General features: G+C 31.5%; 17 protein-coding genes. 11 read left to right on the top strand and 6 right to left on the bottom strand.

From position 1 onward, the window contains the following. Positions 1 to 338 precede the first annotated feature (338 nt). The 3 genes from ACWJJT_RS16260 to ACWJJT_RS16270 all read right to left on the bottom strand — a co-directional run bounded on the left by ACWJJT_RS16260 (position 339) and on the right by ACWJJT_RS16270 (position 2,091). The gene (locus ACWJJT_RS16260) at positions 339 to 1,241 is read right to left on the bottom strand and encodes a DNRLRE domain-containing protein (protein WP_462955435.1); all 903 of its coding nucleotides are present in this window, start codon (positions 1,239 to 1,241) and stop codon (positions 339 to 341) included. 64 nt (positions 1,242 to 1,305) lie between these two features. Then, the gene (locus tag ACWJJT_RS16265) at positions 1,306 to 1,647 is read right to left on the bottom strand and encodes a hypothetical protein (protein WP_216301670.1); all 342 of its coding nucleotides are present in this window, start codon (positions 1,645 to 1,647) and stop codon (positions 1,306 to 1,308) included. Between the two features lie 75 nt (positions 1,648 to 1,722). Further along, positions 1,723 to 2,091, bottom strand: a complete 369-nt coding sequence (locus ACWJJT_RS16270) for a YmaF family protein (RefSeq protein WP_462956803.1) — start codon at positions 2,089 to 2,091, stop codon at positions 1,723 to 1,725. A 687-nt stretch (positions 2,092 to 2,778) separates the two neighbouring features. On the opposite strand from ACWJJT_RS16270, the gene ACWJJT_RS16275 reads away from it, so the two are divergent. The 6 genes from ACWJJT_RS16275 to ACWJJT_RS16300 all read left to right on the top strand — a co-directional run bounded on the left by ACWJJT_RS16275 (position 2,779) and on the right by ACWJJT_RS16300 (position 10,142). After that, the gene (locus ACWJJT_RS16275; RefSeq protein ID WP_462955436.1) at positions 2,779 to 3,519 is read left to right on the top strand and encodes a CPBP family intramembrane glutamic endopeptidase; all 741 of its coding nucleotides are present in this window, start codon (positions 2,779 to 2,781) and stop codon (positions 3,517 to 3,519) included. Between the two features lie 357 nt (positions 3,520 to 3,876). Next, a complete protein-coding gene (locus ACWJJT_RS16280) occupies positions 3,877 to 4,182 on the top strand; it encodes an ArsR/SmtB family transcription factor (RefSeq protein WP_216301684.1) in 306 nt (101 codons plus the stop codon). A gap of 15 nt (positions 4,183 to 4,197) precedes the next feature. Then, on the top strand, positions 4,198 to 4,635 hold the full coding sequence (locus ACWJJT_RS16285) for an SRPBCC domain-containing protein (protein WP_462955437.1): 438 nt from the start codon (positions 4,198 to 4,200) through the stop codon (positions 4,633 to 4,635). 307 nt (positions 4,636 to 4,942) lie between these two features. After that, positions 4,943 to 7,021: a thioredoxin domain-containing protein gene (locus ACWJJT_RS16290; RefSeq protein ID WP_462955438.1), complete on the top strand. Its 2,079-nt coding sequence runs from the start codon at positions 4,943 to 4,945 to the stop codon at positions 7,019 to 7,021. Between the two features lie 503 nt (positions 7,022 to 7,524). Next, positions 7,525 to 9,249: an arginine--tRNA ligase gene (gene argS, locus ACWJJT_RS16295; protein WP_462955439.1), complete on the top strand. Its 1,725-nt coding sequence runs from the start codon at positions 7,525 to 7,527 to the stop codon at positions 9,247 to 9,249. A 173-nt stretch (positions 9,250 to 9,422) separates the two neighbouring features. Beyond that, positions 9,423 to 10,142 carry a ribonuclease H-like domain-containing protein gene (locus tag ACWJJT_RS16300; RefSeq protein ID WP_462955440.1) on the top strand — a complete coding sequence of 240 codons (720 nt, stop codon included), beginning with the start codon at positions 9,423 to 9,425 and terminating at the stop codon, positions 10,140 to 10,142. Positions 10,143 to 10,204: 62 nt separating this feature from the next. Here the strand turns inward: ACWJJT_RS16300 and ACWJJT_RS16305 are convergent, their stop codons facing one another. The 3 genes from ACWJJT_RS16305 to ACWJJT_RS16315 are packed head-to-tail and all read right to left on the bottom strand — an operon-like array spanning position 10,205 to position 12,437. Further along, positions 10,205 to 10,360 (bottom strand): FeoB-associated Cys-rich membrane protein, encoded by a 156-nt coding sequence (locus tag ACWJJT_RS16305; RefSeq protein WP_462955441.1) that lies wholly within the window; start codon positions 10,358 to 10,360, stop codon positions 10,205 to 10,207. Between the two features lie 55 nt (positions 10,361 to 10,415). After that, positions 10,416 to 12,179, bottom strand: a complete 1,764-nt coding sequence (feoB, locus tag ACWJJT_RS16310; protein ID WP_462955442.1) for a ferrous iron transport protein B — start codon at positions 12,177 to 12,179, stop codon at positions 10,416 to 10,418. 33 nt (positions 12,180 to 12,212) lie between these two features. After that, on the bottom strand, positions 12,213 to 12,437 hold the full coding sequence (locus ACWJJT_RS16315) for a FeoA family protein (RefSeq protein ID WP_165414912.1): 225 nt from the start codon (positions 12,435 to 12,437) through the stop codon (positions 12,213 to 12,215). Between the two features lie 238 nt (positions 12,438 to 12,675). On the opposite strand from ACWJJT_RS16315, the gene ACWJJT_RS16320 reads away from it, so the two are divergent. The 5 genes from ACWJJT_RS16320 to ACWJJT_RS16340 all read left to right on the top strand — a co-directional run bounded on the left by ACWJJT_RS16320 (position 12,676) and on the right by ACWJJT_RS16340 (position 18,976). Next, positions 12,676 to 13,353: a ribonuclease H-like domain-containing protein gene (locus ACWJJT_RS16320; RefSeq protein WP_462956804.1), complete on the top strand. Its 678-nt coding sequence runs from the start codon at positions 12,676 to 12,678 to the stop codon at positions 13,351 to 13,353. Positions 13,354 to 13,471: 118 nt separating this feature from the next. Continuing rightward, positions 13,472 to 15,172, top strand: a complete 1,701-nt coding sequence (gene ade / locus ACWJJT_RS16325; RefSeq protein ID WP_462955443.1) for an adenine deaminase — start codon at positions 13,472 to 13,474, stop codon at positions 15,170 to 15,172. Positions 15,173 to 15,565: 393 nt separating this feature from the next. After that, entirely contained in the window at positions 15,566 to 17,266 is a 1,701-nt protein-coding gene (locus tag ACWJJT_RS16330) for a GspE/PulE family protein (RefSeq protein WP_462955444.1), read from the top strand. Between the two features lie 31 nt (positions 17,267 to 17,297). After that, the gene (locus ACWJJT_RS16335) at positions 17,298 to 18,503 is read left to right on the top strand and encodes a type II secretion system F family protein (protein WP_462955445.1); all 1,206 of its coding nucleotides are present in this window, start codon (positions 17,298 to 17,300) and stop codon (positions 18,501 to 18,503) included. Positions 18,504 to 18,580: 77 nt separating this feature from the next. Further along, positions 18,581 to 18,976 (top strand): type II secretion system protein, encoded by a 396-nt coding sequence (locus tag ACWJJT_RS16340; RefSeq protein ID WP_165411993.1) that lies wholly within the window; start codon positions 18,581 to 18,583, stop codon positions 18,974 to 18,976. Positions 18,977 to 19,179: the final 203 nt, after the last annotated feature.

Genomic DNA, 19,179 nt, shown 5'->3' on the forward strand with positions numbered 1-19,179 from the left:
ATCCAAAGGGAGCTTCTAAAAAGTATAAACCAATATTAATAGAACAAAATCATGGGATATATTTAGTCCATATGAATTTGAACCAGTATCTCAAGTATCTATTGATGATGATTGGTCAGCAATGCATTTCCGTCATGTTGATAATATAAAGACAATGAAGAGAAAAACTGCAGATACTGAAAAGGGAAAGGAACGAATAAAGGACAATAAAGGTTGTAAATAGGTATTGCTGTACACGATCTACATATATAGTGTAAATATGTAATTGTTAGTTTAATAGCTGACATCATCTAGAAATGGATTATTTGTGAACTACCACTTCTATAAGTGGTGGTAGTTCACAGAAATAGTTCTAAATTTCCTTTATAAGCTCCATAAAAATCTACATTTTCAGTATCTCCTGGATTTGCTTTTGGAAGAACAGGAATATTATAAATTTTGTCTATTGCAAGTGGAGTATTGCTTGAAGAATTATCGTATTCATCAGTAATATAATAATTATCAGCATGACCAGTGCCATTTCTAGTTACCACCAGTTTTACAATTGCTTCGTATATTGCCATTGGTGCAACTATTCCGGTAACTTTAACCTGTCTTGTTGTTGGTATTCCAGGATTAGGATTGCAATTGCAGGGACAAGGATAATATATTACCTTCATTGAAGTATGATTTTCGATATTATGATTACATTCATCTTTACAACTAGTATGTTTTTCTTGTATTACGATAGTGTTTTTTATACAATAAATTACTTTTATAAATGGAATTAAATTGCTATCCTTACACATGGCCGAACCAAAGTTAGTGATAAAATCATTATTTTTTTTACACAGAATTATACCCTTGTTTGAATTTGAATTCTTGAACCATAGCGAAACAATCTTAGTGAGATTCGTTGTAACTGATATTTTAGAAGTTATGGGATATATGCTACCTTCAATAAGATGGTTAACTTTCGGAGGATTCTTATAGGTAGTGTAATTGCTAAAATAATCAAAAAGCGGATATATATTAATACATTTTTTTTTATTTTTATAAAAGTTATCAGTTTTAAATAATACAATTTCTGCATTGGTTATTTCAGCATTATTTGGTATTGTGGAGATATCAAAAAATAAAAGGCTTGAATAAGTATATACTCCATCATTTCCTACGGTTATATAATCTTTATTTATGTTTCCAGTAGGAATTTTATTTGTTAATGTAAGACTTTTAGTTGATGGTATTATAATACTTTCCACTTTTGTTACACTCCTTATCTTATAACACAAACAAAGCCTGCCAAGGCTTTGTTTGTGTTTATTATTATGCTATTGGAATCATAGCGCCTTCAAAAGCTCCACCATCTCCAGAGATTAATAATGTCACTGGCTTTGGTGTTGATAAAAGCTCATTAGCTGTTAGTCTGGGGGTAATTGCCATATATACTTCGTCGGGTGTAGTCGAGAAGTCTGCACCAGCAAGATACTCCTTTGTTACATAAAAATATCTATGAGTAGGCGTAAGCGGAGTAGTAATATTATCGAGAACATCCAAAGTTATAGTTACTGCATAGGTTGGAGAATCAGTACCAATCTTCCCAGTAAGCTGTATTTCTTGAACAGAAGCAGTTTTAGGGCTTCCAAAATCTAAAGTTAGTGCTGCCATATATAAAGACTCCTTATTTTTAATTTAAGCTTTTTATTGCTCAATACATAGTAGTATATTTCTAGTATTTTGTGACTAAAAAGGAGCATTTATACTATTTTTCTCTTCGAGTATTGGGGAGTCTATAAGTGTAACAAATATTAATTTATGGGAGTGGAAATCATTTACGGATGTAGTTATTTTTACTAAATGAACATGTTTTCCATTACCAACAGGTATCTGAATGCCAGAAGTTGCTTCGAAATAATGTAAGTGATCAAAACAATCTGTTCTTGACTTAACTTTATGAATATGTCCACCTGAAACAGATATTGCAGGACTGGATACTCCAGCAAATCTATGATTAGGAGGTGTTTCCTCTAATTCAGCTATTGTAGTGCTACCTTCAAACTCATGGACATGAAATTGTTTTTTTTCGGAATCACAATGATCTTTATCATCGATATTGTCATTAAGTTTTTTTTCGAAGTCACAATGATCTTTATCATCGATATTGTCATTAAGTTTTTTTTCGAAAGCACAATGATCTTTATCATCGATATTGTCATTAAGTTTTTTTTCGAAGTCACAATGATCTTTATCATCAATATTGTCATCAAGTTTTTTTTCAAAATCACACTGGTCTTTAACGTCGACTATATCATCATGTTTTTCTTCAAAATCACGTAGGTCTTCACAATCGTCTTTTTCGACACACCAATCTTCAGGATGATACTTTGTTTCTATAGTTGGCATAACATCGCTCCTTAGCTTTATTTAGTATATAATACGTAGATTGATTAAAAACGACACTGAAAGTAAAAAAATAGAAGAGGTAGTCTATATTATCTCATTGAAATTTAGATATGCTTAATGTAACATAAATACAATTGAGTTATGATAAGCATGGGACATCATTGCAAACGAGGCGGTTACTCCTTAAGGTGGATGTACCGATTTGATTACGGTACGAAAAAGACCGTGTCTATTTTGCCCGTGGTAAAATAATGTTATAATCTTCGTAAGAGTTGTTTCGCAAGTGTAGATTATTGTGAAGAATAGCAGGATTTAAATATATAAAACAAAGATAGTGTTTACACTAGCCAAACATAAAAGGAGGTGTTGTCAATTAGTAGGAGGACTAAAAAAGTATTGTACTTTGTAATGTCGACATATATTATTACACTTTTATTTTATATAATGCTTCAGGTTATTGGAGGAAAATCAAGTCCGATTGCTGTCGATTTATTAGGAGTACCAATGATTATACCTTTTATCTCAGTTATTATTGTGCAAAAATTTATCTTCAAACAGAAATTAAAAGGTTGTCTTGGCATTTCTTTTAGACCTAATTCTTGGTTTTTATTTTCAATATTATTACCTATGTTAATGGCATTGGTTATCAATGTAATTAGTATAATCCAGTTTAACAATATAATTTTTTCGAAAAAAACATTTATATTAAATATAATAATTGGTCTGTCTATTTCAACTGTTTCAGCATTAATAGAAGAATTAGCGTGGAGAGGTTTTTTGTTTAATGAGTTGAAACATATAGGTATGATTAAATCATCATTACTTATAGGCTTTATATGGGCAGTGTGGCATACTCCTGTTAGCATATGGTATAAGTATCCCAATAATCCGATTAAAGGGGCAATTATTAATTTTATACAAATGTTTGTTATGTCTATAATTATTACTTATATTCGTGAAAAGTCAGAGTCTATATTTGCAGCGGCTATCATGCATGGGATGTTTAATACAATGATTTTATCAAGTAATATGGATGATTTTAAAGTTGTGGTAATAAAGATTTTATCGGGTATATTGGTTATAACTGTATTGTTTACATACGATTTTTATAAAAAAAAAATGCATCTCTGCTGTTAGTAGCTTAGTGCAGGCACAGAAGTTCGAAAGCTATAAGAAAAATAAGCGTGTAGATTTGCAAACTAATTACATATTAAAAAATTATTATACTTCTTTTATTAAGAGTGGATTTTATCCTATATTTAGGGTTAAAATTCATTCTTTATTTTTGTAATATGGATTAAAGAATGATATTAGGTTATTTATTATGAACTTAAAGTAGTTACATTGGGCATAATATCGTTAATACATATTTGATAGGAGTTGTTGTATGAGTATTATTACATGAATAAAAGAAAATTTGAGGCACAATGGATGACATTAGTAGTAATTTGAAAAAAACTTGACATGCAACTAAATGGTTGCTAATATAAAACTATGGATAAAATATTTAGTGCTCTTGCTGATAAGTCACGTCGTTACTTATTAGATCTGCTTTATGAAAAGAATGGTCAATCTCTTTCTGAACTATGTTCCCGGCTTGAAATGTCAAGACAGGCAGTATCAAAACATCTTTTAATTTTAGAAAATGCCGATATTATAGTACCCATATGGAGGGGGAGAGAGAAGATTCATTATATTAATACTGTTCCATTAAGGCTAATTTCTTTGAGGTGGATAAATAAGTTTGATGAAATAAGAATTGAAGACTTGATGGAATTGAAAGGAAATCTTGAAAAATAAACTAAGGAGGATATTATGGAAGGATTTATGTATCAAATAGTTATATCGACCAGTGCGGAGAAAGTATGGGAAGCTCTTATTAAACCTGAATATACAAAAAAATATTGGTTCGGACGCAGTGTAATTTCTAAATGGAATGTTGGTTCCTCTGTATCGGTTATTACACCCGAAGGAAAAGAGGAAGTGAGAGGCGAAGTTATTGAATATAAGCCAAACAAAAGACTTTCCTATACTTGGAAAAAGTTTCAAGAAAATACTGAAGAAAAGGTTACAACAGTGGTTTTCGAAATACAAGAGATGGGACCCTTAACAAAATTAACGATTTTGCAAGATATAAATGCTGAAGATGCAAAATTCCAGCAAGCTGCTGCTGGATGGACTTTTATTCTTTGTGGAATAAAAACTCTATTAGAAACAGGAGAACCACTTCCGTCGCTTCCTTGGAAGCACTGATAAAGAAAATTGAATATAAAAAAATAACTTAGTATCTTGGATTAAAGAATGATACTAGGTTATTTTTATGGAAGGCTGGTTATATCTGACTGATAAAATGATGTTAATCAGGCTTTTGCATTAGAAATTATGAAATAAGATAAAACTTCCTTCCTTTACGGACGACACAAGTGTTTTGTATTGATATAAGTATACAACACAAAATTAAACAACTTGGATAAAATGTTATTCTTTATTTTTATGGACTTAAAGTAGCTACATTGGGCATAATATCGTTAATACATATTTGATAGGAGTTGTTGTAGCTATGACTAAACTAGGCACTATTAAACAAAACAGAAAACCTAACAGATTAATTAATGAAAAGTCTCCATACCTTCTGCAACATGCATATAACCCAGTAAGTTGGAATCCCTGGGGTGAAGACGCCTTTACCAAAGCAAAAGCAGAAGATAAACCAATCTTCCTTTCAATCGGTTATTCAACTTGCCATTGGTGTCATGTCATGGAGAAAGAATCTTTTGAAAATGAAGAAGTAGCAGCTATTATAGATAAATATTTTGTATCAATAAAGGTGGATAGAGAGGAACGCCCAGATATAGACAGTATTTATATGACCGTATGCCAAACTTTAACTGGAAGTGGTGGATGGCCCTTAACTATTTTTATGACACCAGATAAAAAACCATTTTATGCTGGTACGTATTTTCCAAGGGAAAGTAGACATAGAATGCCAGGCATAAAGGATGTACTGAATTCTATCGCACAGCAGTGGAATGAAGAAAGAGAGGATGTTGTAGCATCTAGTGAAAAAATAGTAGAACATATAAAAAACATTAATAAAAAGGTTAATCTAGTAGAACTAGGAGAAGAAATAGGCGAGGATGAAATACATAATGCATATAATAGCTTCAAGAGTGTATTTGATAGAGATTATGGTGGATTTGGAAGGTCTCCAAAATTTCCAGCGCCTCATAACTTGCAATTTTTATTGAAATACTGGAGAAATTATAATGAGCCTAAAGCATTAGAGATGGTAGAAAAAACTTTGGAAGCTATGTATGAGGGCGGGATTTTCGACCATATAGGGTTTGGATTCTCAAGGTATTCCACAGATGGGAAATGGCTCATACCTCACTTCGAAAAAATGTTATATGATAATGCACTTTTAGCTACAGTATATATTGAGGCTTTTGAAGCTACAGGCAAAGTATTCTACAAACAAGTAGCTGAAAAAATATTTATTTATATCTTAAGGGATATGACCTCTCCAGAGGGTGGCTTTTACTCAGCAGAGGATGCAGATAGTGAGGGCGAAGAAGGCACATATTATTTATTAACATTAAAGGAAATAGGTTCAGTTCTAGGTGAGGAGCTTTATGAAACCTATTGTAAACGCTACAATATAACGGTTGAAGGTAATTTTGAAGGTGGGAATATTCCAAATCTTATTGGCAAAAAGAGTAGCTCTAAGATGGATGAAAAAATAGAATGCAAATTAGAAGAAATGAGACAAAAGTTATTTGAATATAGGGAAAAAAGAATTCATCCTTATAAGGATGACAAGATATTAACTTCCTGGAATGGACTTATGATTGCGGCGCTCGCTTATGGTGGAAGGGTTTTTGATAATAGCGTTTATATTACCCAGGCAGAAAAGGCTATGGATTTTATTTTAAGTAACATGATTAATGAAAAAGGAAGATTAATGGCTAGATACAGAGAAGGCGAAATAGCCCATTTAGGCTATTTAGAAGATTACGCCTTCCTTGTGCATGCTTTAATTGAGTTATATGAAGCTACTTTTAATGTAAAATACTTAGCTAAAGCAATAGAGTTTAATGAAAATATGCTTAAGTTGTTTAAAGATGAAGAGCAAGGTGGATTGTTTTTATATGGAGTTGACGGAGAAGAACTAATTGTTAGGCCAAAAGATATATATGATGGTGCTATGCCATCAGGTAATTCAGTGGCTACTTTAAATATGTTAAGGCTTGCTAGATTAAGTGGTAATAGTGAATTAGAAAATGAGGCATACGGGCAATTTGAGGCTTTTGCTTCAAAGGTTAAAACTATAGAAAGTGCTCATGCTTATTTTATGACGGCACTATTATATAGCGAGGTACCAGGAAAGGATATTATTATCGCAGGAGAGGGGCAGGGTAGTGTTACTAAAGCTATGATTAAAGAGATTAATAGTAATTACCTCCCATTTGCTACAGTAGTAATAAACACTGGCGATGAAAGGTTAAATTCTATTAATAATGAGTTAAGGGCACATAAACCTTTGCAGGGAAAAACTACTGCTTATATTTGTGAGAATTTTACTTGCAAAGAGCCAATTACTGATTTAAAAAAATTCTCTGAGCATATTAAAATTTATTAATATGCAAAACAAATTGTAAAAAAATTGACAAATATGTACTGTAGTGATATAATTTGAGCTATTATTGAGTAATTATATAATTATATAATCATTAAATTCCATGAAAAGGACAGTACTTTCTTATTAATCTTAAAGCGAGCAAGGGTAGAGTGTAAGCCTTGTAAGGTATAGGAAGTTAAGTGGGCAACTATTTAACAAAATTAGTATTAAATTAATTTTAGGAAGAGAACCTTGGAGAAGCTGCCTGAACTAGTTAAAAGTATTTTTGACTCTTATAGGGTAAGCCGCGAGTAGCGTTAACACATTGAGTGGACTTTATAGTCAACTAGAGTGGTACAGCGGAAGTATAACCCGTCTCTTTATTTAGAGATGGGTTTTTGTTATATTACAATATATATGGATTTTGAGATTAGGATTACAATTAATAAGTGTATCAAGTGAAATGCAGTGCAGGAGGGATAACAATTGTTATCTACCGCAGAGCAATACAGGAGGGAATTTTTATGGATTATAAAAAAATAGTTGCAGAAAGAATTAAACAATTGGTGGAGCTAGATATAGAAACAATAGAGAAGTTAATTGAAATACCCCCAAGACCTGAAATGGGAGAGTTTGCTTTTCCGTGTTTTCAATTAGCAAAAACTATGAAAAAAGCGCCTAATATGATATCTAATGACCTAAAAGGAAAAATTGAAAATGAGGGTTTTGAAAAAATAGAGTGCTTTGGTCCTTACTTAAATTTCTTCCTAGACAAAGGAGTATTTATTAAAAATACTATAGAAAAAATATTAGAAGAGGGAGAAAGCTATGGTTCATCTAAAATAGGTGAAGGTAAGAATATGATAGTAGAGTATTCATCACCTAATATAGCAAAGCCATTTCACGTAGGACATTTATTCACTACAGTTATAGGTAACTCTTTATATAAGATACTTTCTTTTGAAGGATATAATTGTACTGGAATTAATCATCTCGGGGATTGGGGAACGCAATTTGGTAAGCTTATTTACGCCTATAAAAACTGGGTAGACGAAGATGCATTAGAAAAAGAGCCTATTAATGAATTATTAAGAATTTATGTAAAATTCCATGAAGAGTCTGATATTGACCCAACACTTAATGATGAAGCAAAAATGTATTTTAGGAAATTAGAAGACGGTTGCGTTGATGAAGTTAAGCTATGGACTAAATTTAGAGACTTAAGCCTAGTAGAGTTTAAGAAACTTTACAAAACTTTAAATGTTGAATTTGATTCTTATGCTGGGGAAAGTTTTTACTGCGATAAAATGGATGACATAATAAAAGACATAGATTCAAAGGGCCTACTTGTAGACAGTAATGGAGCTAAAGTTGTAATGCTCGATGAGTACAATATACCACCTTGCATAATTAAAAAATCAGACGGTGCTACAATTTATGCTACTCGTGATTTAGCTGCAGCAACTTACAGAAAGAAGACTTACGATTTTCATAAAAATATTTATGTAGTTGGAAAAGATCAAGCTCTTCATTTTAAACAAGTATTTACTACTTTAAAGCTTATGGGCAATGAGTGGGCAGATGATTGTGTGCATGTACCTTTTGGAACAGTAAGATTTGCAGATAAAAAATTATCTACAAGAAAAGGCGATGTTATTTTCTTAGATGAATTATTAGATCAAGCAGTGGTTAAAACTCTTGAAGTAATAAATGAAAAAAATCCAGAGCTTGAAAACAAAGAAGATGTAGCTAAAAAAGTAGGAATAGGTGCTATTGTATTCACTTATTTAAAAAATCATAGAGAAAGAGATATTGTCTTCAATTGGGAAGAAATGCTTAGCTTTGATGGAGAAACAGGTCCTTATGTGCAATATACTTATGCAAGAGCAAAAAGCATATTAAGAAAAGTTGGAGAAAATAGCAATAAACCTGAAACTAATGAAGTTAGAACTAATGTAGAACCTGATTATAATAAATTAAGTTCTAAAGAAGAATTTGAACTTGTTAAGCAGTTAGAAGGTTTCCAAAGTGCAATTATGGCTGCTATTGATAAATTAGAACCATCTATGGTTACAAGATATGTTATTGAGGTAGCAAAGGCATTTAATAAATTTTATAATCAGCACAATATATCAAATTTAGAAGATGAATCGAATAAAAAAGCAAAAATTAAAATGGTAGAATCTACTTGCCAAGTAATCAAGAACGCGTTAAACCTTATAGGGATAGAAGTTGTAGACAGAATGTAGCATATACTCGGTATTCCTTTGAATTTGCGTTATTGCAATTATTTGCAATAACGCTGTTTTTAATGTATTATTAGATTATAGAAAAATGTAAAACTTGTTTAGAATTATTTAGCAAATAAAAAACACATTTGTTGTAATAGATACTTTTCTTTTTTTATAGATTAGGGGGAACTATGTTTATCAAAAAATATAAAATTAAGGTTATTTTGCCTAACGAAATTTTCACCAAATATAAGATGGACACTATTGCGTATTTAGATATTGAAGCTACAGGTTTCGATATGGAATATGATAAAATAGTATTGATATCTTTAGGGTATTACTTAAACAAAGATGAATTTGAAATCGTTCAATATTTTGCGGAGGTGCCAAGCGACGAGGAGAGTCTTTTGAAAGAACTTAAAAAAGCGATGGGTAATTTTAAAAGATGGTGCTCTTATAATGGAACAGCCTTTGATGAGCCCTTCATAATTAGAAAGATGTACAGATATAATCTTGGGTTTAGAATGCCAAGGGAACATATAGATTTATTTAGGATTATAAGACCTTTTCATAAAAAAATGGGAATTAAAAATTGCAGTTTAAAAAGTGTAGAGCAGTTCACTGGTATTAACAGAAAAGATGAAATAAATGGGGCTATGTGGGTTGAACTATACAATGAATACCTAGTAAAACATGATGAAAAGTCTAAGGAAATTCTCATGCTTCATAATTATGAAGATGTTGTTAATTTGCCTAAAATTTTCAATGTAGTTGATATTATTGAAAATGATTTGGATCTTAAGAGAAAAGAAAAATTAGCTAAAAAACAAATAGCTTTTTTGAAAAGTAATAGAACCACTAATGAACCACTAAAAATGGTGAGTAACAGGTTATCTATATTAGCAAAATAGTGCAGAGGTAAGATTAAAAAAACAGTGGTATAGTACAAAAATGTACTATACCACTGCTTTTTTTATTGAATTTTATTGGGGGGCTTTATTTCACAACTATGGCTACAGCCTTTACAGCCATTTCCACAACCACAATCACCACTTGCTTGCTTTTTTATATTAGTATATAAGATATATCCAGCTACAACTATAATCACACCAACAATAATAAATTCCACGCTAGCATCACCTCTTTATATTTTATACTATATATTTTATGCTATAAATTTTTTATTATCCAATTATAAAACTACCTAGATTAAATATTATAAAAGAAACTATCCAGGCTAATAGCAATTGGTATGTTAAAGAAAAAATTGCCATTTTATTTCCATATTCCTTTTTCATAGTTGCGATTACTGATACACAGGGAGTATATAATAATACGAAAACTAAGAAGCTATAAGCCGATAGTGGCGTAAAATAATTAGCTAAAATATGTTTTAAATTACCTCCATATATAACACCCATTGTACCTACAACTACTTCCTTAGCCATAAGACCAGTTAAAAGTGCTACCGAATTTTGCCATGAAGCAAATCCAAGGGGTATAAATACTGGATTTATAAATTTTCCTATTGAAGCTAAAAAGCTAATGTTTATATCAACCATACCTGTAGTATTGAAATTTGATAAAAACCATATTATTACGGAAATTGAGAAAATTATAGTGCCGGCTTTCTTTAAGAAGCCTTTACCTTTTTGCCAAGTATGTATTAATAAGCTTTTTGGTTCTGGTAATTTATATACAGGTAATTCTATAATAAAAGGTTCTTCATCCTTTTTGAATAAAGTATTTTTAAATAGTAGTCCAATTCCAAAGGCTAAACCAATACCTAGTAAGTATAATGAAAATACCATGAAGGTTTCTCTTCCAGGAAAAAATATTGATGCAAACAATGCATAAACTGGAAGCCTGGCATTGCAGGACATAAGAGGAACTAAAAGTGCTGTTAATCTTCTGTCTTTATCACTCTCTAGAGTTCTAGCAGACATTATAGCTGGAACAGAGCAACCGAAACCAACAATTAAAGGAATAAAAGCTTTACCTGATAAGCCCATTTTTCTCATTAACTTATCCATTATAAAAGCAGCTCTTGCCATGTATCCACTGTCTTCTAAAAATGAAATACCTAAGAATAATGTCAATATAACCGGTAAAAATACTATTACGGAACCAACTCCGCCTACGATACCATCAATTAGTAGAGAAGAAAACCAAGCGCTGTTACTCGCAAGTACAATACGTAAAAATGGAACGAAAAAATCATTAAGCAAACTATCTAGAAGATCAGCTAAAGGTTGTCCAACCCAGGTAAATGTAAACATAAAAATTAAAAATAAACTTCCGAAAAATAGCGGATAAGCAAGTATTCTATTAAGCACAATTTTATCTATTTTTTCTGTAATAGAAGCTTTATTATCAGTGTTTTTATTAGTAATTGATTTTAATAAACATTCAATGTAATCATAGGTTTCTTTTTCATCTTTAAATTTTAAACTGTTTGTAGAAGTGGTAATATAATCCTTTTTGAGGAGGCAATCGCGAACATCAGAAATACCTTTACCTTTTGAAGCTACTATAGGTATTATTTTTACCCCTAGTTTTCGTTCTAAAAGTTTTAAATTAATGTCTATTCCCTTAGATATTGCTACGTCTATCATGTTTAATACTAAAATTATCGGTTTGTTAAATTGTTTTAATTGAGTTGTAAGGTATAAATTTCTATCAAGGCTCGATGCATCAACAATATTTACAATTACATCTACGTTACTGCTTTGCAAAAATTCCTTGGACACTTTTTCTTCGTTTGAATAAGTGTCCATGGCATAAATACCAGGCAAGTCAACAATTTTAATTTTATTAGCTATAAAGCCTTCTTTTTTTTCTACGGTCACTCCAGCCCAATTACCTACGTATTGGTTAGAACCTGTAAGCGCATTAAATAGAGTTGTTTTGCCAACATTAGGATTACCTAGTAAGGCAGCAGTAATCATTCAAATCCTCCTTATTATATCTCGCTATAATAATTATGCAATTTTTATAGATATATTTTTAGCGTCGTTTTTTCTAATGGCTAAATTGAAACCGCGTAAATTTATAATTATAGGATCCCCTAGAGGTGCAGTAGCTACTAATTTAACTTCAGTACCTTCTATGAAGCCTAATGCGAGTAATCTTTTAGCAAACTTATCATCCCCGCAAACGGAGTCAATGAGCGCTTTATCTCCTGGCTTTAAATCGTAAATACTTATAATAATCACTCCTTAATGAAAACAATTCTCAATTGTAATTCTAACATGTTTATCTATTAGTGTCAATATAAAGTAACAAGAAAAATCATTAAATTTTAAAAATGATTTTATAAAATAGTGGAAATGTGATAACATATAAATAGAGCGGAGGTTTAAATTAGACTTGTGCAAATTTACGGTTTTGCTTTTTAGAAAACTTAGTAAAAAGTTAGTAAACTTAGTAGAAAAGAGTGATATTGTGATTACAAAACTTAGTAGTATTAATGTAGGGGAAATTTCAGTGGAAGGGGCCCTTACTATAGACGGAAATAAGCAACTCTTTAAAGATGCATTGTTTTTTGATTTAGAACATTACATTTATAAAAAGCCCATATGTATAGGAGTTTTTGGGTGCTGCTATTATGATGAAATTTCAAACGAGTTAAAGGTTACCCAATATATGGCGGAAAATAAAAAAGATGCTATAGAAATATTGTCTTTAGCTAAAAATTATTTTGAAGAAATGAAGATGAAGAATAATAAAAAATGCATCGTTACATTTTCAGGTAATAATGATTTTACAGTTATAAACTATTTGTTAAAAGCTCATAAAATAGATTTTATACTAGAGGGGTATTTTGGCGAAGTAGATTTGCAGAAATGTTATGAAAAAGCTGAAGGAACATGTATTGGGCTTAAAGCTCTAGAAAAGATATTTGAGATTGATCGCGAAAGCGAGGTAATTAGTGGATCTAATTTAGCTAAAACCTTTGGTAAAATAGTAAAAGACGCTGACTATATAAATAGAATGCCTAAAGAGAAAAAAGAAAGAATATTATTATATAATCAACAAGATGTTGTTAGTTTATTTTATATATACGTTGATTGGTACAATAAAATACAGTTAAAAACTAAGGAAAGCATAGCACAGCAATAGCTGTGTTTTTTTTATTTGCTAAAAAATTTTAGATTAACTTAGTAATGAGGAATACTGTAAGCATTTCCATAATAATTTAATAGAAGGGTGTTTTAAAATTATTAGAGGAGGGAAGCATATGGAGCAGACTCGGAAAAACATTGATGCAGCGATGGGAAGGGTTAAAGCAGATTTAGTGCTAAAGAATGCGAATTTTATTAATGTGTTTACTGAAAATATAGATAGAGGGGATATTGCTATACTAGGCGATACTATTATAGGAATTGGTGAATACGATGGAATCGCTGAAATTGATTGCTCAGATTTATATGTTTCGCCGGGATTCATTGATTCGCATGTACACATAGAATCCTCCATGATTATGCCCAAGCAGTTTGCGGAGGTGGTAATTAAAAAAGGTGTAACTACGATAATAGCAGATCCACATGAAATAGCTAATGTAGAAGGAATGAACGGTATTAACTTTATGATAAATAATAGTAAAAAAGCACCTATAGATATTTTTTTCATGCTACCGTCCTGTGTTCCGGCAACGAACTTTGAGGATAGTGGATGCGTTCTTAATGCTAATAATTTTGAGAAATTAATCAATAATAAGCTAGTTTTAGGTCTCGGTGAAGTAATGGATGTGACCGCAGTTACAAATAAGGATGAAAATATATTAAAAAAAATAGATATAGCAAAGCACAAACATATAGATGGTCACTGTCCTAATATATCGACTAGGGAGTTAAATGCATACTTAAGCTGTGGTGTAAGAACAGATCATGAAAGCGAAAATGCCAAAGAAGCCTTGCTCAAAGTTAGTAGGGGAATGTACGTAATGCTGCGAGAAGGATCAGCTGCAAGAAATTTAAAGGACATACTTCCCGCGGTTACCAAGAATAACTTCGGAAGATTTTTATTTTGCAGCGATGATAGACATATAGACGATTTACTAGAGAGTGGCTCCATAGATAACTGTATTAGAATTTCTATAAAACAGGGGATTAATCCTATAAATGCGTTTATAATGGCCTCATTTAATGCAGCTAAATGTTATGGGTTGTTGGATAGAGGAGCTATAGCACCAGGATATAAAGCAGACTTAGTGCTATTTGAAGACTTAAAGAACGTAAATATAATAAAAGTTATAAAAAATGGTAAAGAGTATAAAGAATTACCGGGCACAAAACATGTAGACTTAAAAATAAAATCGTCCATGCATATGGATTTTATAGATAGTGAAATTTTCAAAGTCGAAAGTAATGCTAAAGCTGTAAATGTGATAAAATTAATTCCGAATTCCTTGCGAACTAAATTAGTGCAGAGGAAAACAGAAAGTGAACTTGGTTATATAAAGAGAGTGGCAGAAAGAGATGTATTAAAAATAGCAGTAATTGAAAGACATCATAATACAGGTAAGCATTTTGTTGGGTTTATAGAAGGATTAGGATTAAAGCATTGCGCCATAGCACAAACTATAGTCCATGATTCTCACAACCTTATAGTCGTTGGAGATAATGATGAGGACATGGAGGTGGCAGTTAATACTCTTGTTTCGATTGGTGGAGGTATAGCTATGGTGTCTGAAGGGAAAGTTATTGCTCAGCTAAGCTTGCCAATTGCGGGGCTAATGACCTTTGAGTCACCATATATGGTGTCAGAGCACCTAAATAGGCTTAGTAGAATTGCCAGGGGCTTTGGAGTACGAGAGGAATATGACCCTTTTGTAAGCTTATCTTTTATGGCGCTTCCAGTAATACCTGAAGTTAAAATTACTACTCGAGGATTGTTTGACTATAATAAGCATGCATTTATAAAGCTTATTATCGAATAATAGCGGAAATAAAAATCTTACAATAATAATTAATATTATTGTAAGATTTTTTTTAAACCCATTTCTAAATGATGAACATATTAATTAATAAAGTATATTTATGAAAAGGAGATATAGGGATATTTATTTACCCCGCAAAATTAACGTTTTCTTTATAATTATGTTAAATATTCATAAAAAACTATGCATATAATTTGCAAAATAAGGAATGCACTGATGGCGGGTATTGTGATTGGATTTAAAAAAATAAAAAATCCGTAAATATTTTTGATTTGAGTACATATACTGTCAAAGGGGTATTTAAATTTAGCGTACTAAATATTATATAATGTGTTATGAAGCTATTAATGAGAAATTTAATAACAGTGAAAACATGATTAGGAGTGGGGAAATATGAGTCTTCAAAATAAACATAAATTAGGAGATATACTTGTTCAAACCAAGAAAATAACTGAAGAACAGTTGAGATCAGTTTTGAAAAAACAAAGAATATCTGGGAAAAGACTTGGAGAACAACTTATAGAGGACAATATTTTAACGGAAGATGTAATAATAGATGTACTTGAAATACAACTAGGAATTATGAGAGTAGATTTAGAAAGAACTGTTGTAAATATGGAAGCAGTTAAATGTATATCTGAAAGTCTAGCTCTTAGATACAATTTGATTCCTATAGATATAGAAGACAATAAAATCAAAGTTGCTATGGCAGACCCATTAAATGTGTTTGCAATCGATGATGTGGGCATATCATCAGGTTATGAGGTAGAACCTTTAATTACGACTCAAACAGCCATTAAAAAGTCTATAGATAGATATTACTCGTCGCAATATGTTCAAAAGGCAGCAAATGAACTAGTAAAATCTCAAACTCAAAGTGATATAAAGGGACTTAGCGTGGAGGAATCTGATAGTCTTGAAAACATTAAGAATGCTCCTGCGGTAAGGCTTGTAGATTCTCTAGTTAAAAATGCAGTAAAAAGCAGGGCTAGTGACATTCACATAGAACCCTTTGATGAGTATGTTAGGGTTAGATATAGAATCGATGGTGAGCTTCATGAAGTATTGAAGTCTCCCAAGGAAACCTTAGCTGCATTGGTAACTAGAATAAAGATACTTGGTAACATGAATATAGCAGAGAAAAGACTTCCTCAAGATGGAAGAATACTAATGAATATAGAGAAAAAAGATTACGATCTTCGTGTATCTATTCTTCCTACGGTTTATGGAGAGAAAGTGGTTATTAGAGTGCTTGACAGAGAAAACTTTCTTAAATCTAAGCAGCAACTAGGATTAAGTAAAGATGACTTAGAAAAGGTAGAGGGTATAATTAAAAGCCCTTACGGTATTATTTTAGTAACAGGGCCTACGGGAAGTGGTAAGTCTACCACGTTATATAGTATTTTAAGTGATTTGAACAAGGAAAATATTAATATTATAACTGTAGAAGATCCAGTAGAGTACTTAATAGATGATATAAATCAAGTTAATGTGAATATTAAGGCGGGACTAACCTTTGCGTCAGGCCTTAGATCTATTTTAAGACAAGACCCAGATATAATAATGATAGGTGAAATCAGAGATAGTGAAACAGCAGAAATAGCGATTAGGTCCGCTATTACAGGACATTTAGTTTTAAGCACTATTCATACCAATGATGCAGCCTCAGCAGTAGTAAGACTTTCGGACATGGGAATAGAACCATACCTAGTGGCAACTTCGGTAAGTGGAGTTATTTCACAAAGACTTGTGCGAAGGATATGTAAGCACTGTAAAACTTCTTTTGAAGCTAATAGTTATGAAAAAACAATATTAGGATTAGAAGAGGAAGAGACGTTAAAGCTTTATAAGGGCGAGGGTTGTACCTACTGTAATAACAGTGGGTTTTCGGGCAGAACAGGTGTCTATGAGATTATGGAAATCACTAGAGAAATAAGGGAAAGCATCCTACTTAACAAAAGCATAGATCAAATTAAAGATATAAGCATTAGAAATGGAATGAAAACCCTTAAAAAATCCTGTGAGGAGTTGGTTTATAGTGGTGAAACTACAATAGACGAATTGATAAAAATAGCTTTTTCAAAGGATAGTTAGCAGTTGTGCTAACTATAAAGGGGGTGTACGAGTGCCAATTTTCGTATATGAGGCAAAAAACGTTCAAGGTGTTTCATTAAAAGGTAAAATGGAGGCCTCAAATGAAAGAGCTGTAACTATGATGCTTAGAGAAAAAAGCTATTATCCTGTTAGAATAAAAGAATATAAGAAATCCTTAAATGTAGATTTAAGCTCTCTTAAAATGGTTAGTACAAAGGATATATCAATATTTTGCAGACAGTTTTCAGTTATAGTTTCTGCGGGAATCAGTATAGTTAAGGCTGTAGATATAGTTAAAGAACAGACAGAAAATCCAAAGCTTAAAAAAGTTTTATATGTTGTGAGCGAAGAGATACAAAAGGGTAAAACTTTTTCAATATCCCTTAGAGAACACAAAGATATTCCAGATATGCTAGTAAATATGGTTGAGGTTGGAGAAACTAGCGGGGATTTGGACACAATTTTGGGAACATTAGCTAAGTATTATGAGAATGAGCATAAACTACAACAAAAAATAAAGCAGGCCATAACATATCCAAAGGTTATTGTTATTTTTTCATTTATTGTTGTAACTGGGATTGTAATCTTTGTGGTGCCTACATTTACAAATATGATTATAGACGCAGGAGGAAAAATTCCGCTTCCTACTAAAATTGTTATGGGCATCAGTAATTTTTTTAGAGAAAATATAATAGCTGTAACTTTAATTATGTTATTTACTTTTCTATTATTTAAAATTTTGGGCAATAAGGGTAAGAGAAAATTGAGAAATGATAGATATACTATGAAAATGCCTATATTTGGGAAGCTATATTTAAAGATTGTAACAGCTAGATTTGCTAGAACATTTGGAATACTTTTATCTAGTGGAGTACCAATTATTGAAAGTTTAGAAACTTGCGCGAAGGTCCTTAATAGTAGGACAATTAGTGATATACTTTTTTCTATTAAAGAAGAAGTTAAAAAAGGGATAGGTCTTGGTGATGCTTTGTCAACTAGAAAAATATTTCCACTTATGCTTACTCAAATGATTAAAATAGGTGAAGAATCTGGTAATATGGATGAGGTCTTAAAGAAAACGGCTGACTTTTATGATGATGAGGTAGCGAACGCTACAGCACAAATGACTGCTTTAATAGAACCCCTTATAATAATAGGATTAGCAATGGTAGTCGGATTTATAGTGGTATCAATAATACTACCTATCTTTGGCATGTATGATGCAGTAGGGGTCTAAAGGGTCTAAATTTGATAATTATCAAAGCTAATACTTTGATGAATATAAATATTATATGAAAAGGGAGGAATTATAAAATGATTGAAACGATTATTAAAAAGAAGAAAAAAGGATTTACACTTATCGAGCTTATTGCAGTTATAGCAATACTTGCTATACTAGGTGCTATTTTGGTGCCAAAAATTACAGGCTATTCTGACAGTGCTAAGAAAGCTAAGGCTATATCGGATGCTAAAATTATAGTGAATGCAGCAGCAGCCTACAATGCTGATCATGAAACTGCACAAATTGCAGATACAGGTACTTTTAAACTTGGATTAGATGCAATTATAGGAACTGGAACTGGAAAAGTTATAGAGGTAAAACCTAGTGAATTTGCTGAGGTCACAACATTAGCACAATTAAAGGTGATTGCAGCTGCTGGCAAAGATCATATAATTCTTGATAGTAATGGAATGGTTACATCTAACTAATAATTTAAGGTTTTTAGCTTAATCAAGGTTATTCAATGATTTGGTTAAGCTTATTATTGAATGAAATTTTATTACTTAGTATAGTCGGAAAACAATAATTAACAATTTCCATATTTAAGTATTAAAAGTGCTTATTTGAATGAAAAGTTATATTTGAATTAATTACGGGCATGACAAAAAGACTTTTTTATACACTATTAAAA

It is taken from the genome of Clostridium sp. CM041, assembly GCF_055081035.1.

Excerpts from the sequence above, each read along its gene's own strand:
- ACWJJT_RS16265 (WP_216301670.1), bottom strand. The coding sequence starts at position 1,647 with ATGGCAGCACTAACTTTAGATTTTGGAAGCCCTAAAACTGCTTCTGTT.
- ACWJJT_RS16280 (WP_216301684.1), top strand. The coding sequence starts at position 3,877 with ATGGATAAAATATTTAGTGCTCTTGCTGATAAGTCACGTCGTTACTTA.
- ACWJJT_RS16285 (WP_462955437.1), top strand. The coding sequence starts at position 4,198 with ATGGAAGGATTTATGTATCAAATAGTTATATCGACCAGTGCGGAGAAA.
- ACWJJT_RS16290 (WP_462955438.1), top strand. The coding sequence starts at position 4,943 with ATGACTAAACTAGGCACTATTAAACAAAACAGAAAACCTAACAGATTA.
- argS (WP_462955439.1), top strand. The coding sequence starts at position 7,525 with ATGGATTATAAAAAAATAGTTGCAGAAAGAATTAAACAATTGGTGGAG.
- ACWJJT_RS16300 (WP_462955440.1), top strand. The coding sequence starts at position 9,423 with ATGTTTATCAAAAAATATAAAATTAAGGTTATTTTGCCTAACGAAATT.
- feoB (WP_462955442.1), bottom strand. The coding sequence starts at position 12,179 with ATGATTACTGCTGCCTTACTAGGTAATCCTAATGTTGGCAAAACAACT.
- ade (WP_462955443.1), top strand. The coding sequence starts at position 13,472 with ATGGAGCAGACTCGGAAAAACATTGATGCAGCGATGGGAAGGGTTAAA.
- ACWJJT_RS16330 (WP_462955444.1), top strand. The coding sequence starts at position 15,566 with ATGAGTCTTCAAAATAAACATAAATTAGGAGATATACTTGTTCAAACC.
- ACWJJT_RS16340 (WP_165411993.1), top strand. The coding sequence starts at position 18,581 with ATGATTGAAACGATTATTAAAAAGAAGAAAAAAGGATTTACACTTATC.